14 protein-coding genes are annotated in these 15,751 nt (G+C 33.6%); 7 read left to right on the top strand and 7 right to left on the bottom strand.

Going from position 1 to position 15,751, the window contains the following annotated elements; translation table 11 throughout:
- Positions 1-9 precede the first annotated feature (9 nt).
- The 5 genes from FQU23_RS12870 to FQU23_RS12850 all read right to left on the bottom strand — a co-directional run bounded on the left by FQU23_RS12870 (position 10) and on the right by FQU23_RS12850 (position 4,630).
- On the bottom strand, positions 10-1,134 hold the full coding sequence (locus tag FQU23_RS12870; protein ID WP_147674177.1) for a peptidylprolyl isomerase: 1,125 nt from the start codon (positions 1,132-1,134) through the stop codon (positions 10-12).
- 19 nt (positions 1,135-1,153) lie between these two features.
- The gene (gldI, locus tag FQU23_RS12865; protein ID WP_147674176.1) at positions 1,154-1,837 is read right to left on the bottom strand and encodes a gliding motility-associated peptidyl-prolyl isomerase GldI; all 684 of its coding nucleotides are present in this window, start codon (positions 1,835-1,837) and stop codon (positions 1,154-1,156) included.
- A 6-nt stretch (positions 1,838-1,843) separates the two neighbouring features.
- Complete coding sequence (locus FQU23_RS12860; protein WP_147674175.1) at positions 1,844-2,851, bottom strand: DHH family phosphoesterase; 1,008 nt, start codon at positions 2,849-2,851, stop codon at positions 1,844-1,846.
- A gap of 67 nt (positions 2,852-2,918) precedes the next feature.
- Entirely contained in the window at positions 2,919-4,175 is a 1,257-nt protein-coding gene (locus FQU23_RS12855; RefSeq protein ID WP_147674174.1) for a voltage-gated chloride channel family protein, read from the bottom strand.
- Between the two features lie 65 nt (positions 4,176-4,240).
- On the bottom strand, positions 4,241-4,630 hold the full coding sequence (locus tag FQU23_RS12850; RefSeq protein WP_132112179.1) for a RidA family protein: 390 nt from the start codon (positions 4,628-4,630) through the stop codon (positions 4,241-4,243).
- Between the two features lie 241 nt (positions 4,631-4,871).
- Between FQU23_RS12850 and FQU23_RS12845 the strand changes: the two genes are divergently transcribed.
- The 7 genes from FQU23_RS12845 to yidC all read left to right on the top strand — a co-directional run bounded on the left by FQU23_RS12845 (position 4,872) and on the right by yidC (position 14,729).
- A complete protein-coding gene (locus FQU23_RS12845) occupies positions 4,872-5,468 on the top strand; it encodes a hypothetical protein (RefSeq protein WP_147674173.1) in 597 nt (198 codons plus the stop codon).
- A 170-nt stretch (positions 5,469-5,638) separates the two neighbouring features.
- The gene (locus FQU23_RS12840; RefSeq protein ID WP_147674172.1) at positions 5,639-6,340 is read left to right on the top strand and encodes a hypothetical protein; all 702 of its coding nucleotides are present in this window, start codon (positions 5,639-5,641) and stop codon (positions 6,338-6,340) included.
- Between the two features lie 588 nt (positions 6,341-6,928).
- Positions 6,929-8,458: a glutamine-hydrolyzing GMP synthase gene (guaA, locus tag FQU23_RS12830; RefSeq protein ID WP_147674171.1), complete on the top strand. Its 1,530-nt coding sequence runs from the start codon at positions 6,929-6,931 to the stop codon at positions 8,456-8,458.
- A 103-nt stretch (positions 8,459-8,561) separates the two neighbouring features.
- Entirely contained in the window at positions 8,562-10,520 is a 1,959-nt protein-coding gene (locus tag FQU23_RS12825) for a LysM peptidoglycan-binding domain-containing protein (protein WP_317165203.1), read from the top strand.
- A gap of 215 nt (positions 10,521-10,735) precedes the next feature.
- Positions 10,736-10,969 (top strand): DUF3820 family protein, encoded by a 234-nt coding sequence (locus FQU23_RS12820; protein WP_147674170.1) that lies wholly within the window; start codon positions 10,736-10,738, stop codon positions 10,967-10,969.
- Between the two features lie 153 nt (positions 10,970-11,122).
- Positions 11,123-12,736, top strand: coding sequence for a CTP synthase (locus FQU23_RS12815; protein WP_147674169.1), 1,614 nt, complete (start codon positions 11,123-11,125; stop codon positions 12,734-12,736).
- An 85-nt stretch (positions 12,737-12,821) separates the two neighbouring features.
- On the top strand, positions 12,822-14,729 hold the full coding sequence (gene yidC, locus FQU23_RS12810; RefSeq protein WP_147674168.1) for a membrane protein insertase YidC: 1,908 nt from the start codon (positions 12,822-12,824) through the stop codon (positions 14,727-14,729).
- A 193-nt stretch (positions 14,730-14,922) separates the two neighbouring features.
- Here yidC and FQU23_RS12805 read toward each other — a convergent pair whose 3' ends face one another.
- On the bottom strand, positions 14,923-15,270 hold the full coding sequence (locus tag FQU23_RS12805; RefSeq protein WP_147674167.1) for a hypothetical protein: 348 nt from the start codon (positions 15,268-15,270) through the stop codon (positions 14,923-14,925).
- A gap of 140 nt (positions 15,271-15,410) precedes the next feature.
- Positions 15,411-15,716 carry a hypothetical protein gene (locus tag FQU23_RS12800; protein ID WP_147674166.1) on the bottom strand — a complete coding sequence of 102 codons (306 nt, stop codon included), beginning with the start codon at positions 15,714-15,716 and terminating at the stop codon, positions 15,411-15,413.
- Positions 15,717-15,751: the final 35 nt, after the last annotated feature.

Here is a 15,751-nt window from a genome sequence, read left to right as displayed (position 1 = left end):
TCTATACAATTATTGCGGAACTACTTCCATTAATTCTATTTCAAAAATAATATTCGCGTTTGGAGGAATCACGTCTCCCGCACCACCGGCTCCATAAGCTAAATGAGAAGGTATAAACAAAATTGCTTTGTCACCAAAAGACAATTTTTCTAATCCTTCAATAAATCCAGGAATCATCCCGTCTTTCTTCCCAGCTTGAAAAGGAATCGGTTGGTATCCATTTTGAGCAGCTCTGTCTTGATCAAATTTGCCATAAGTTTGTGCTACATTTTCGATACTAGTGTCAAAAAGATGGCCATCTTCTAGAAAACCTGCATAGTGAATATATATTGCCGAACCTTTTGCCGGTTTCTTACCAGCTGCTTTATGAGTGATAACGTATCTAAGTCCTGTAGATGTTTTTGTTGCTTTACTTTTTAGCGCATTAAAATATTTTACCTTGTCCTCACGAACATCTTTATATTTCTCATCGTACTTTTTCTTGCTTTGAGCTTCGATTGCTAGTTTTTGCTTTTGATTTTCAGCTTCTAAAGAGAAGTAGTTGAAGAATGTTTTGATGGCATTAAACTTTTTTGCTGCTTCTCCTTTTCTGATTATAGTAACTTTTTTAATAAAGTCATTTTGCTCAATAAGGTTAACAACATCCATACCATTTTCGACAACATGTCCAAAAATAGTGTGTTTGCCATCTAACCAAGGCGTTGCAACGTGTGTAATGAAAAATTGACTGCTATTTGTTGCAGGTCCATTATTAGCCATTGCTAACACTCCAGCTGTATCAAATCGTGCGTCGGTAATTTCATCTTTAAATTTATATCCAGCATCTCCTGAACCAGTTCCTAGCGGATCACCTGCTTGTATCATGAATTCTTTGATTACTCTGTGGAAACGCAGTCCATCAAAAAAAGGTTTTCCCTTCAGGTTGTTATTAGTCACAAAATCATTTTTCCCTTCGGCTAATGTAACAAAATTAGCTACTGTGATAGGTGCTTTTGTGTAGTCTAACTCCACGATAATATCTCCTCTGCTAGTTTCTATTTGTGCATATAAACCATCTGGGAGATTGCTGTTTTCCTCTTTGCAAGAATACAATGTAACAATTGCAAGTAATACGAATGCGATTCTTTTTTTCATAACTATAGTGGTTAACTTATTATTTTAAAGTGTCTTTTGGTTTTATTGGTGCTGGTATCGTCTTTTTTAGTGGAGCAGCGACTTGTGGTGTAGTGTCTGACACTATTTTTTTTACAGCTGGAATTGATTTAGTTTCCGTTTGTTTTTTATATTCTTCTTCTGATTTAAAATCATGTAAGCTAACCGAAACAGCCAAGGGTTGGTTTATTCCAATTCTTTTATTGTCTCCATGATAGCCATAACCCATATGTGATGGAAAGAGAAAAGTTACTTTCTCGTTCTTATGCATTTGTTTGATTCCATCTCTTAAACCCATCATTATATCTTCCTTATCGACATAATAGATTTGTGGTCTTAATTCTAGTTGTGAGTATATGATGGTACCGTCCAGGTCTTTGATTTCGTAGTCAAAGAATACCACATCTCCTTTTTTTGGAGTAAGGGTGTCCACTTCGTTTTCAGTATCATAGGAATACCAATAACCTTTTGAAGAAGCTATATAATCCACATCGGGATTACTTTTCATCAGTTTTTTGATCAAATCTTCTTCGCCTGCTACTAATTTTTTATTTCTTTCCACTGATTTTTTCATAAAGCTGCCTGAGCTTTGAGAAAGTGGTCTTCGAGCTTCTTGATGTTGTTTGCAACTGGAAACCATAAGTGTTAGAAAAAGGATAAATACAACAATAGGATTAATTTTCATAATAGGTTATATCGTTATTCTTGTTACTAAATCTTCAAACTTTTTTATTGTTTCTTCCATCGATACTTCTGATTTTCCACCGGCCGCATTGCGATGTCCGCCACCATGAAAATGATCTCTCGCAAATTGGTTCACATCAAAATCACCTTGTGAGCGAAAAGAAATTTTAATAATATTTTCGTCTTTATTTTCGATAAAAATAGCTGTAAAATTAATTCCTTTTATGCTTAAACCATAGTTAACGATGCCTTCAGTATCTCCTTTTACATAATCAAAGGTATTTAATTCCTCTTGAGTTAGTGTAGTATAACTTGTTTGATGTTCTGAAATTACCTTCATGTTTTGAAGTGCTCTACCTAATAGTTGCAAGCGACTATAAGAACTATTTTCAAAAAGTAAAGTAGGAATGTTTGTATTCTCGACGCCTAAATCAATTAATTCAGCTACAATTCTATGGGTGTTTCCTGTAGTTCCTGGGAATCTAAAAGAACCTGAATCGGTGAGGATTCCTGTGTAAATGCAAGTTCCAATGGTTTTGTCGATAGCTTCTTTTTGACCAAGAAAGGAAATGAAGTTATACAGCATTTCGCAAGTAGAACCAAAAGAGGTGTCAGAGTAAGTGTACGCTGCATAATCATCTGGCTTTTGATGATGGTCAATCATGATAAATGGCGCTTTCATCTTGGCCAAAACATTTTCCATGTCGCCACCCACACGGTGTAGTGCATTAAGATCCAGTGTAAAAATTAGATCAGCTGCCTCCAGTATTTTAGTGCAGTTTTCTTTGTCTTTTTCGAATATTTTAACGGTTTCTGAGCCTGGAAGCCAAGCAAGGAAATCTGGAAATTCATTTGGAGCAATCACAATGGGTTCGTGATTGTTTTTTAGTAAAAAGTGATATAATCCTAAGGTAGAACCCATAGCATCTCCATCTGGACCTCTATGCGGAATGATTGCAATTTTTTTTGGTGTTGCTAATAACAACTGTATCGCTTGAATGTCTTGTATTTTCATAGTGTGCGAAATTACATTTTTTTACTGTAAAGTTGAAATCATTTAAAAATTAAGCTTGCCTTTCAAGTTAAAAATTGTCTAATCTTCCTCTTTTAAATTTTTGATACAAATTATATTTAGTTCCTTTTACAATTTGAGAATGATAAATTCCCACTGGTCCCGATGCTAAATAAGCTATAAAACAGGCAATTCCGATAAATATCCCGCTTTCGATTCCAAAGAGTTCCATTCCCATAATCGTACACGCAAAGGGGGTATGTGTGGCTCCTGAAAATACGGCCACAAATCCCATACCTGCTAAAAGCGCAATAGGTAACGGAACAAAAAGAGATAAGGCACTACCTAATGTGGCTCCGATAAAAAATAACGGAGTAACTTCACCACCTTTAAATCCAGAGCCTAATATAAATCCGGTAAATAATATTTTTAGTAAAAAGTCATAATAGTCACTTGGATTAGTGAAGGAATCGACAATTATAGGAACTCCTAATCCTAGGTATTTTGTGGTTCCAATGAAATACATCGCAATAGCAAATATGACTCCGCCCGCAAACGGGCGTAGCGGAGGATATTTTATAGTTTTCGAAAATACATTCCCCCAAAAATGGGTGCTTCTAGAAAAAAGCATGGCCGCTAATCCAAACAAAATACTAATGGGAATAATCCAAAGTAGCATTGTTAAAGAAAAGGAAGGAACGATAGGAATGGCGTAGTGGGTATGTTTTACTTCCCAGAACTCGACGGCGTAGTAAGCGATAAATGCTACAAGAAAAGACAAAACAATGCTTTTGAAACTGACTTTGCTGAAATATAAAACCTCCAAAGCAAACAAAGCACCGGCTAATGGTGTCCCAAAAACAGAAGCAAATCCAGCGCTGATTCCAAGTATGATCAGCGTTTTTCTGTCGGAAATATTGAGTTTGAATAGTCCCGTAAACTGATCTGAGATTGCTCCTCCCATCTGTACTGCAGTTCCTTCTCGTCCTGCTGATCCGCCAAATAAATGGGTGATTATAGTACCAATAAGTACTAAAGGAGCCAAGATTATAGGAATAGTTTTTTTTGGCGTTTCATATTCTTCCAGCAATAAATTATTCCCTTTTACAGCTTCTTGTCCATAATAATGGTATCCTAAACCTATAAGTAAACCACCTATTGGCAAGAGCCAAATAATCCAATTGTGCTGGCCGCGGTAAGCCGCAGCCCATTCTAATGCTACTAATAAAAAGGCAGAAGCCGAACCAGATAAAACACCTATCAAAACACAAATGGAAATCCATTTAAGGGAGCCTGCTATAATTTTCTTTAGTTTTTCGGTAGTCATTTGTTTCAATAGTGCAATTGCCCAAGCAATTTTTGGCTAAAGTATTACAATCCTTTCTAACTTTTTTATTTTTCAGGAAGTACGGCTGTAATTTCAATTTCTACAAGATACTCGGGAGCGACTAATTTACTTATTTCATAGAAACCAGTAGCGGGTTTAATATCTTTAAAAAATTCAGCATGAGCTTTAGCGACGTCTTCGAAGGAATTGATGTCAGTAGTGAAAATTCTAGTTCGAATGACGTCTTTCATACTCGCATTTAAATCTTCAAGTACTTTTTCTACTCGTTGAAGTATGTTAAAAGTTTGCGAATAAGCATCGTCAGCTTTTACTTTTTCTCCATCTACAATAGCCACGGTTCCAGAAATTTCGATGCTATTTCCAATGCGAACAGCACGACAGTAGCCCATTTTTTCTTCCCATGGAGAACCTGTTAATATGTTTTCTCTTTTCATTTTGATTCGTTTTTTTAGTTTGTATCGAATTTTGGTATATTTTTTGCAATTTAGAGAAAATAATAAAATAAAAAACGCTGTTTTTATATAAAAAAGTTTGATTTTGATTGATGAGTTTTAGTTGTCTTTTATACTATTCAACACACTATTTTCGAAAATTCGAAGTTATAAAAACAAGTTAAAGTTAGCCATTTTTATGTTTTTATAATTTTGGTTTTTTATTTTTAAAAAAATTGAACAAATGACAAATAAATTTACAAGCAGTACGAGTCGTATTTTCTTTTCACTTTTAGTATTTGGGATTATTTCCAATGGATATTCACAGGAAGAATTTAAAGATAAATTTAAAGCAGTTCCTCCAAAACAAAAGGAGTTGAAAAGTAAAGCGGTAGTTTCAAAAATTCCAGAGCCTCCAAAAGTTATACCTTATGTTGCTGCTGTCATACCAGAAAATACTTTTGTGGTGCCAAAAAATGATGTTATAGTAGCGTCAGATGTGTATCGTAAAAACCAAGATTTAGGGACTTTTAAAACGACTTCTAAAACTGCAAAAGTAAGATATCGTGATGCAGCTTATGTGGATGGAGATAGAATTAGAACTTACATAAATTATAAGGTTGTAGATTATGAAGTGCTATTAGAAGGAGATTTTAAAGGATTCGAAATAACACTTGAAAAAGGGATTAATAGAATTGATTTTGAAGCATTAAATGAAGGTTTTGCAGCACCAAATACCGCAGAATTTCAAGTTTATGATGACAAGGGAAAATTAATTTCTGCTAGTCAATGGAATATAGGGACAGGATATAAGGCTACTATAATGGTAGAAAAGGAGTAGATTTAACGTAGAACGGGATTTAAGTTTAAAACTAATTCTAATAGTTGTTTTAATCCCGTTATGGTTAAAGTTTATTTAATGTTCGGCTCCGGTTTTGTTTTCTAATTACAAAGCACGGTATATTTGTCGCATCTTGATATTTAGAGTATTTAAAAACAAAGTGGTATAATATGAAACAAATATTAGTGGTAATAATGATGTGTTTTGCTGTAAACAGCTATTCTCAAACTGAGTTTAGTTCTAAGTTTAAAGGAATACCACCTTTGGATACAGGTATTAAAACTAAAAAAGCCGTTGCTGCGCCTGTTGCGCAACCGGACATCGTAGCTCCTAATATTTTAAAAAAGCCGGAAACGAAATTCCAAAGTACTAATTTTAAAATAGGAGATCCAGATCCTATTTCGATGACTATAACAAATGATTTTATTAATCCAGGTGATGAAGTGCGGGATAAAATGAATAAGAAAATCGATAAATCATTAGTGAATAACGGATTAAAAGAAGACACATCTTATTTAAATCTAAAAGACTTAGATTTCGGAATCATACGAACAAAGTCAAAATCCTTAGTGATTCGAGTACGAGATTACGGTGCAATTGATGGCGATTTGATAAAAGCCACACTTATTCATGATTATAAAGGTACTGTTTTAGCAAATAATTTATTCTTGGGTTCCAATTTCAAAGACATCAAGATGGACCTTAAAGAGGGACTTAACTATTTAGAATTAGAGGCGCTGAACCGTGGCTCTCTTGGAGGAAACACCGGAGCTTTTTATATTTATGATACCGACGGAAATTTGTTATTATCTGACTTGTGGAATAATTTTGATAAAGGTGTGAAATCTAAATTTACATTTGTAAAAGAATAATAACTACTATAGTTTTTTGTGGACTAGAAAGGATCAGCTGTAACTTTGAATTTCATATCTCCTTTTACGGTAATATCTTGACTAATTGTTTCTTTAATTACTGCTTTTGTTCTCAACTTAAAAGAAGGTGCTTTTATGTACTTATCTAGTTTCGCAGTAGTAGGCTTGAGTACTAAGGTATTAGTAGAGTTATTAATATCGTCTTTCGAAGCTAATAGAATTTCATCGCTAGAATCCTTTGAAATATAAAGTTCGATTGATTTTAAAAAGCTGAATGTTTAGTCAGTGGGTTCTGTTATTGTTAATGTCAATTCTGTTATTTTCACATCCTTTACTAAGTCAGCTTAAATTTTTTAAAATTAGTAAATTGATAGATGTCAGTTTTTTGCTATTAGAATTGATTAACTTTAATTACATTGTAATTTATTGTGTTAAACATAAATAAAGAAGCTGCTGTTCATAGTTTTGTTTTATCTTCATTTGTATGATTTTTCAGCTTTTATGCCGTTAATACTAATCGTGGAAAAATATTTTTCATTTTTTCAAAATTCAATTTTTCAATTCCGAATATAAAAAGTATTTTTGCGCATGCAACACAACGTACTTATTTTAGATTTCGGATCGCAATATACACAGCTTATTGCGCGTAGAGTTCGCGAATTAAATATATTCTGCGAAATTTTCCCATACAATCACATTCCGAGTGATTTATCAAGTTATAAAGCCGTAATTCTTGGAGGTAGCCCCTTTTCTGTTAGAGGAGAAGATGCACCACATCCAGATTTATCTCAAATTAGAGGTAAATTACCTATGCTTGCCGTATGTTACGGAGCACAATACTTAGCTCATTTTAGTGGTGGGGAAGTAGCGGCTTCTAATACGAGAGAATATGGTAGAGCTAATTTAAATTTTATTAAAGAAAATGAAGTGTTCTTTGAAGGAGTTTCAGAGAACAGTCAAGTGTGGATGAGTCATAGTGACAGTGTAAAAGTTTTGCCAACTAATGGTGTAAAGCTTGCTAGCACGCATGATGTAGAATTTGCAGCTTATAAAATTGAAGGCGAAACAACTTACGCTATTCAATATCACCCAGAAGTTTTTCACTCAACTGATGGTTCAAAAATGCTAGAGAACTTTTTAGTAAAAATTGCCGAAGTTCCTCAAAATTTCACGCCAAATGCTTTTGTAGAAGAGATGGTTTCTGAGCTTAAAGAGAAATTACAAGATGATAAAGTAGTTCTAGGACTTTCTGGCGGAGTAGATTCTACTGTAGCAGCAGTTTTATTGCACCAAGCTATCGGTAAAAATCTATATTGTATTTTTGTAAACAATGGTTTACTTCGAAAAAACGAATTCCAAAGCGTATTAGATCAATACAAAGGAATGGGCTTGAATGTGAAAGGAGTTGATTCTGGAGATCGTTTTTTATCTGAACTTGCAGGTGTAAGTGATCCAGAGACAAAACGTAAAATTATTGGTAGAGTTTTTATCGAAGTTTTTGATGATGAGTCACATTTAATTGAAGATGTAAAATGGCTAGCACAAGGAACTATATATCCTGACGTAATTGAGTCGGTTTCTGTAAAAGGACCTTCAGCTACAATAAAATCACATCATAATGTAGGTGGATTACCTGATTATATGAAGTTGAAAATTGTAGAGCCACTTCGTATGCTTTTTAAAGACGAAGTACGTAGAGTGGGAGCGTCATTAGGAATTGATCCAGAATTATTAGGAAGACATCCTTTTCCTGGACCAGGATTATCCATCAGAATCTTAGGAGATATTACACCTGAAAAAGTACAAATTTTACAAGATGTTGATAAAGTTTTTATTGACGGATTAAAATCTTGGGGATTGTATGACAAAGTATGGCAAGCAGGAGCAATCCTTCTTCCTGTAAATAGTGTAGGAGTAATGGGTGATGAGCGTACTTATGAAAAAGTAGTTGCGCTACGTGCTGTGGAATCTACAGATGGTATGACGGCAGACTGGGTACATTTACCATATGATTTCTTGATGAAAGTGTCTAATGATATTATCAATAAAGTAAAAGGAGTAAATAGAGTGGTATATGACATTAGTTCTAAACCACCTGCAACAATTGAATGGGAATAAGAGACATTAGTTTTTAATACTTTTTATAGCAACGGTACCAACTTTTTAATTAAAATTTGGTACCGTTTTTGTTATCTTTGAACCAATAATTTATATAAATAATATGATGAAGTATTTTTTTACAATCTACATAGCTGTTTTCTTATTTACTACAAATGTTTTTTCGCAAGAAAAAGTCATAACTCATAAGGTAGAAAAAGGAGAGACAATCAATCAAATAGCTCAAAAATATAGAGTTACTCCATTTGATATCTTTCAATTAAATCCAGATGCACAAAGAGGCTTGAAACCAGATAGTGTTTTGCTGATTCCAAGTAAAGCGGGTGCGAAAATCGCGGCTGTTCCAACTAAAATCAATGTACAGACTCAAACTCATGTGGTACTTGCAAAAGAAACTTTGTACGGAATCCAAAAAAAATATGGGGTTTCTGATGAAGACCTAAAAAGCGCGAATCCTTTTCTTGAGAATGATGGCTTGCAAATAGGGCAAATCCTGACTATTCCTTCAAAAAACAGCCCGAAAAAACTTGTTTCAAATCAAGAAAAATACATTTATCACGATGTGCTAGCTAAAGAAACGAAGTATTCAATCACTAAACAATATGGAATTACTATTGCCGAATTGGAAAAACGCAATCCTGAGGTAGTTACGAGTTTACCTATTGGATACCGATTGGTAATTAAGGGAGCAGTACCAAAAATAGAAAAAGTTGCCGAGAAAATAGAGGCAAAAGTAGAGGAAAAAGGAGCAAAGGAGCAGGGAAATCTAAAGAAGGCTTTGACTGTTGTTGACTATGTTGCTTATGAGGTACAGCCTAAAGAAACATTATACAGTTTATCAAAGATGTTTGAATTGACTCAAGACGAACTTATTGCACTTAACCCTGAGCTTGTGAACGGAGTAGAAATCGGTATGTTATTGAAGGTTCCCTCTAAACTTCAGGCGTCAGCTGATGATAAGAAAGAATATATGGCTTTGTCGAAAAAAGTCACTTATGATAACCGTAAAAGAATGGTAATGTTATTGCCTTTTAATGTTGCTAACATAGAAAGTGATACTGTGAATTCTACCTCTAATCGATTGAAAAAAGATAAGTTTTTAAACATGACCTTAGATTTTTATGCAGGAGCTTTAATCGCTATTGACTCTGCTAAGGTATTAGGTTATCCTATCGATGTCGAAATTTATGACTCTCGTGAAACTAAAAACAATTCGGATGTTGCGTCAATAATTCGAAATAAAAACCTAGTAAATGCCAATGCGATTATTGGCCCGTTTTACCAAAGTAATGCAGAAATAGCAGCGCAATTAGTAGGGATGAATAACGTACCTGTTATTTCTCCGCTTTCAAAAGACATTGGAAAACCGTATGCAAATCTATACCAAACGATTCCTACAAATGAAGCTATTAAAGGAGCAATGTTTGATTACATGCGTTCAAAAAATGGTAATATTATTGCAGTAGTTGACAAGAAAAAAGAATCGATTATTCAATACATAAAACAATATCAAAAGCAGGTTCCTTTTGTAGCTTTTAAAGAAAATGGAAGCTTGTCTGCCGAAAGTCTAAAAGGAATGTTGGTAAAAGACAAAATGAATTATGTAGTGATGGAGACAGGGAATACCTGGATGATTAAGAGTACTGTAGCTGCGATGGTGAGTTCGATGCCAGCTTATCAAGTGCAGTTAGTGATTTTAGAACCTAATGAAACATTGGATACAGATGAAATAAAATTTCAGAATCTTACGAAACTGAACTTAATGTATCCTTCGGTGACTAGTGATTATATTTCTCCCGAAATGGCACTTTTCGAAAAAAAATATAGAAAAGCAAATAATATTTATCCAAGTGATTACGCTACTCGTGGTTTTGATATGACTTTTGATACCATGGTTCGATTAGTTCAAAATAAAAGCTTTGAAGATACTGTGAATTCAGCGGCGACAAAACGAGGAGAGAATAAGTTCGAATACTATAAAAAAGAAGACGGTGGGTACACAAACAAAGGTGTTTTTATTTTGTATTATGATACAGATATGACTATAAAAGAAGCGCACTAAGGAAATGTATGACGGTACTGTTTGTGCTGTTTGTTTGAGTTTAAATACTGAAATCGAAAAACGAATCACTTTTAATTAGAAATAGTCAAGCGAAGTGAGAGGAAAGAGTATAGAGTGAAGAAGTGAGTTCTTTTCTGAGAAAAGGTTATCATGTAGTCTCTATATTCTATCCTCTTTTTTCTTTGTTCTTTTCTCAAATTTTCTACTTTTACTTCATGGATAAAAATCAACAACAACTTATAAAACTGGCTCATACTAAAATGCCTTTTGGAAAGTATGAAGGGAAATTCTTAATTGATTTACCGGAGTACTATGTAGTATGGTACAACAACAAAGGGTTTCCAAAGGGAGAATTAGGCGAGCAATTAAAGCTTATATATGAGTTAAAGCTCAATGGACTGGAGGAATTGATAAGAAATATTAAAAAACGATATCCAAAACCACAATAATTTAAGAAATTATTGTGGTTTTTTACTTTATAAGGGCTGTATTGAGCAATTGTCAATTTTCCAAATTATCTCATTTTCAAATTAGCATATTCTCAATTTATAATCGTATTTTTGCCGAGTTTTTTAGACAACTACAATACAAACAACTACAGCATGAATCAAACGAAATATATTTTTGTTACTGGCGGTGTGACTTCTTCTTTAGGAAAAGGTATAATTGCAGCATCATTGGCAAAATTGTTACAAGCACGAGGATATAGAACGACTATCCAGAAGTTCGACCCCTATTTAAATGTTGATCCGGGTACTTTAAACCCATACGAACATGGAGAATGTTATGTTACGGATGATGGAGCTGAAACTGATTTAGATTTAGGTCATTATGAGCGTTTCTTGAATGTTCCTACTTCTCAAGCAAATAATGTTACCACAGGTAGAATATATCTTTCAGTTATTGAAAAAGAAAGAAGAGGAGAATTTCTAGGAAAAACGGTTCAAGTTGTTCCTCATATTACCAATGAAATAAAAGACAGAATGCAATTGCTTGGTAATTCAGGTGATTTTGATATTGTTATAACCGAAATAGGTGGAACAGTAGGAGACATTGAATCTTTACCATATATTGAGTCTGTTCGTCAATTGGTTTGGGATCTAGGGGAGCATAATGCAATTGTAATTCACTTGACTTTAGTGCCTTACTTAGCTGCTGCAGGAGAATTAAAAACTAAGCCTACACAACATTCTGTGAAAACTTTAATGGAAAGCGGAATTAAAGCTGATATTTTAGTTTGTAGAACAGAGCATGAAATTTCGGATGAAATTCGCAATAAATTAGCCTTGTTTTGTAATGTAAAAAGAGAAGCAGTTATTCAATCTATTGATGCTGCAACTATTTATGAAGTACCTAATTTAATGTTAGAAGAAGGTCTAGATGTTGTTGCTTTAAAGAAACTAGACTTGCCTAAAAAAGCAGCTCCAGATTTGAAAAACTGGAATATCTTCTTGAAGAGATTAAAAAACCCTAAGCATTCTATAAATATTGGTTTGATTGGGAAATATGTAGAAATGCAAGATTGTTACAAATCAATTTTGGAAGCGTTTATTCATGCAGGAGCTTCAAATGAGACTAAAGTAAATATAATTTCAATCCATTCTGAATATATTGACGCCTCAAATATCGAAGAGAAATTCAAAAATCTTGACGGTATATTGGTAGCGCCAGGTTTTGGAGAAAGAGGAATTGAAGGTAAAATAGAAGCGGTTCGTTATGCACGTGAGAATAAAGTTCCATTTTTCGGAATTTGTTTGGGTATGCAAATGGCAGTTATAGAATATTCTAGAAATATTTTAGGATTTGCTGATGCCAATTCGACAGAAATGAATGAGCGCACTGCGCATCCAGTTGTTAATTTAATGGAAGAGCAAAAAAATGTGACTGATAAAGGAGGGACAATGCGTCTTGGAGCTTGGAAATGTGATATTAAGGAAGATTCATTAGCTTATAAAATATACGGACAATCGACTATTTCTGAACGTCACCGTCATCGTTATGAGTACAATAGTGCTTATGTAGAGGCATTGCAAAATGCTGGATTAAAAGCATCAGGAGTGAACCCAGACACTGGATTAGTTGAAATCGTTGAATTAGAAGACCATCCATTTTTCATTGGTGTACAATACCATCCTGAATATAAAAGTACCGTTGCAAACCCACATCCTCTTTTTGTGAATTTTGTAGCCGCTGCCGTTAAAGCAAAAAAGAAATAATTTCAGTACATCAATAAGATAATGAAATCTAATTTTTGTTTATCGGGAAAGGATAAGCAATAAAACATAAATAATTTTTATAATAATGGAACAAAAGAAATTTGACCCGAATTCGATAATTGGTTTTGCATTGATCTTCGGGATATTGATTTGGATAATGTATCAAAATCAACCTGATCCTGTTGCAATTGCTGCTGAGAAAGCGCAGAAGGAATTGGTGATAAAAGAGGCTCAAGCCAAAGAATTGAATGATAAAGTGGTTGCCCAAGCTACGGAAGCGGTTGCTACTACTGGAGATTCTACACAATTAGCTAATTTAGAAAAAAAGCTTGGAAACTTTGCTTATTCAGCGACATTACCGTCTGCTAAAGAAGGTTTTACAACTATCGAAAATGAATTAGTTAAATTAAAAATAGCTAATAAGGGAGGATATATTGTAGAAGCTACTCTTAAAAATTACGAAAGATTTAATAAAGGATCAGGTGAATTAGTTGCATTAATTAAAGACAATAATGCTAATTTAAATGTGCAGTTGATTACAAGTGACAACCGTACTTTAAATACTAAAGATTTATTCTTCGAACCTAATTTAACAAAAGTAGGTTCTGACCAAGTGCTTAGCATGCGATTAAAAGCGGGTGCTAACGAGTACTTAGAATATAAGTATGTCTTGAAGGCAGATGATTATATGCTTGACTTTGTTATTCATTCTAAAGGTTTAAATAAAGTTTTAAATTCTTCAAAACCTTTAAATCTTGAATGGGATTTAAAAAGCTATACTAACGAGAAAAGTATCAGTTATGAAAATCGTTATGCTGAACTTTATTACGAACATGAAGAAGGGAAAAGTGATTATCTAGGTCTAGGAAATGACGAAGTGGAAACGGTTACTGATGTTTCTTATATTGCTTATAAGCAACACTTTTTTACATCGATTTTATTATCGGATGTACCTTTCACCAAAGCAGAAATATTTTCTAATAATTTAGTTAAGGACGAGCAAATTGATTCGGTTTATACCAAGCAGTTTAAAGCCATTGTTCCATTAGCATTCATAAATGGTGAGATTGACCAAAAAATGAATTGGTACTACGGACCAACGGATTATACTTTGTTAAAAAAATATGATAGAAATTTAGAGGATATCGTGGCTTTGGGTTGGGGTATTTTTGGATGGATTAACCGTCATGCTTTTATACCAATGTATGGTTTCTTAAGTATGTTTATTCAACATGGTTGGGCTATTATATTGTTTACAATATTGGTAAAATTATTGATGTCTCCTATTACTTACAAATCATTTTTGTCACAAGCAAAAATGAAAGTATTGCGTCCTGAAATTATGGAGCTAGGGGAAAAATTCAAAAAAGATCCAATGAAAAAGCAACAGGAAACAATGAAGCTTTACAATAAAGCGGGTGTGAATCCTATGGCTGGTTGTATTCCTGGATTGATGCAGGCTCCTATTTTCTATGCTTTATTTCAATTCTTTCCGTCGGCAATAGGGTTAAGACAACAAGGATTCTTATGGGCAGACGATTTATCTTCGTTTGACTCTATTTATGAACTACCATTTCATATTCCATTTTATGGAAGTCATATTAGTTTGTTTCCTATTCTGGCCTCTATTGCTATTTTCTTTTACATGAAAATGACAACTGGAGATCAACAAATGGCGACACCTACACAGGAAGGGATGCCAGATATGGCCAAAATGATGAAAATAATGATTTATGTTTCGCCATTAATGATGTTGTTTTTCTTTAATAGTTATGCTTCTGGATTGAGTTTGTACTATTTTGTTTCGAATACAATTACAATAGGAATCATGCTTATTATTAAAAACTATATTATTGATAGTGATAAGATTCATAATGAAATTCAAGAGAACAAGAAAAAAGAGCCTAAGAAACAAGGTAAATTCCAACGTAAACTTCAAGAAGTGATGGAACAAGCTGAGGCTCAAAAAGCACTTGACAAAAAGAAAAAATAGTTTCTATTTCGTAGAAATCCTTTCATATTAAAAATGCCCCCAAAAGATTTACGCTTTTGGGGGCATTTTATTTGTAGATAATTCAGTTATATTATTGAAGTCTATCAACTTATAGTGAAGAAGATGCTAATAGACTTCGTGCTGGATTGTGAACTTATGGAATTGTGATAGAGCTAAAGGTTTGTTTAGTGTCTTACTTTGTTGTTAAGGTGTATTCGAAACCTTCTAAATCAGTGGCTAATAAGGTGTGTTTATTAATCCATTCCGCTACAACTTCAATATTCGTAGCATTTGTCGTGGTAAGATAACCAACACCAATTTTGCCTTCAATATTTATGTTGCCATGAACATTTTCGCCATTTTCATCAGTTCCTACTACTTTATAGTCATGTTGGCTAAGTTCCGTAGTTTTAACAGTATTATTAACCTCAAAAGTGGAATGAATGCTTGCCTTTATTGTGTCATCCGTTTTTTTACAAGAGATAAGTCCGATAGACATGAAAAATAGTGTAATAGGTATGGTTTTTATTTTTCTGGTCATCTTGTTTAATTTTTATTTTTTCAAAAGTACAAGTAGCAATGCTAATTTCTTTCCGGGATACCTCATTACAAATTGGTTTTAAAGAGTAGAAATAAATTATTTACTTCTAAATTTATAATTGTTATTTGTGTAGAAAGGAATTATAGAGAATTTGAATTATCCGTTTTAGACTGAATTTTATTTACTTTTTTAATTTGTTTTTCGGTCAAAAGATTCTTTTTGCTGGCAGAGATAAGTCGGTTATTTAATGCTTCCCATCTAATTCGCATATACGGATAAATGGCTAAGGAAGCATTACTTCCCTTCTCAGCTTTATTAAAATGCTTGATGTATTCCTTTACATAGTTTTTGTAGTCATCAAGATGTTTGCTCCATTTGTTAGTCGGTTCTTTGTCTTTCCTTAATTTAGTATAATTCAATACTGCTATTTTCTTCTCCGTTTTCATGACTTCATTGTTTCAATTTTAACTCTTGTTGTTAA

This window comes from Flavobacterium sp. XN-5 (assembly GCF_008033395.2).
Taxonomy (GTDB): Bacteria; Bacteroidota; Bacteroidia; order Flavobacteriales; family Flavobacteriaceae; genus Flavobacterium; species Flavobacterium hiemivividum.
This window is presented reverse-complemented; position numbering and strand designations above follow the sequence as displayed.

Bases quoted from the DNA above. Each gene is read 5' to 3' on its own strand.
- FQU23_RS12855 (WP_147674174.1), bottom strand. From the start codon at position 4,175: ATGACTACCGAAAAACTAAAGAAAATTATAGCAGGCTCCCTTAAATGG.
- FQU23_RS12860 (WP_147674175.1), bottom strand. From the start codon at position 2,851: ATGAAAATACAAGACATTCAAGCGATACAGTTGTTATTAGCAACACCA.
- FQU23_RS12850 (WP_132112179.1), bottom strand. From the start codon at position 4,630: ATGAAAAGAGAAAACATATTAACAGGTTCTCCATGGGAAGAAAAAATG.
- FQU23_RS12800 (WP_147674166.1), bottom strand. From the start codon at position 15,716: ATGAAAACGGAGAAGAAAATAGCAGTATTGAATTATACTAAATTAAGG.
- gldI (WP_147674176.1), bottom strand. From the start codon at position 1,837: ATGAAAATTAATCCTATTGTTGTATTTATCCTTTTTCTAACACTTATG.
- FQU23_RS12840 (WP_147674172.1), top strand. From the start codon at position 5,639: ATGAAACAAATATTAGTGGTAATAATGATGTGTTTTGCTGTAAACAGC.
- FQU23_RS12825 (WP_317165203.1), top strand. From the start codon at position 8,562: ATGATGAAGTATTTTTTTACAATCTACATAGCTGTTTTCTTATTTACT.
- FQU23_RS12805 (WP_147674167.1), bottom strand. From the start codon at position 15,270: ATGACCAGAAAAATAAAAACCATACCTATTACACTATTTTTCATGTCT.
- FQU23_RS12820 (WP_147674170.1), top strand. From the start codon at position 10,736: ATGGATAAAAATCAACAACAACTTATAAAACTGGCTCATACTAAAATG.
- FQU23_RS12815 (WP_147674169.1), top strand. From the start codon at position 11,123: ATGAATCAAACGAAATATATTTTTGTTACTGGCGGTGTGACTTCTTCT.
- FQU23_RS12845 (WP_147674173.1), top strand. From the start codon at position 4,872: ATGACAAATAAATTTACAAGCAGTACGAGTCGTATTTTCTTTTCACTT.
- yidC (WP_147674168.1), top strand. From the start codon at position 12,822: ATGGAACAAAAGAAATTTGACCCGAATTCGATAATTGGTTTTGCATTG.
- FQU23_RS12870 (WP_147674177.1), bottom strand. From the start codon at position 1,134: ATGAAAAAAAGAATCGCATTCGTATTACTTGCAATTGTTACATTGTAT.
- guaA (WP_147674171.1), top strand. From the start codon at position 6,929: ATGCAACACAACGTACTTATTTTAGATTTCGGATCGCAATATACACAG.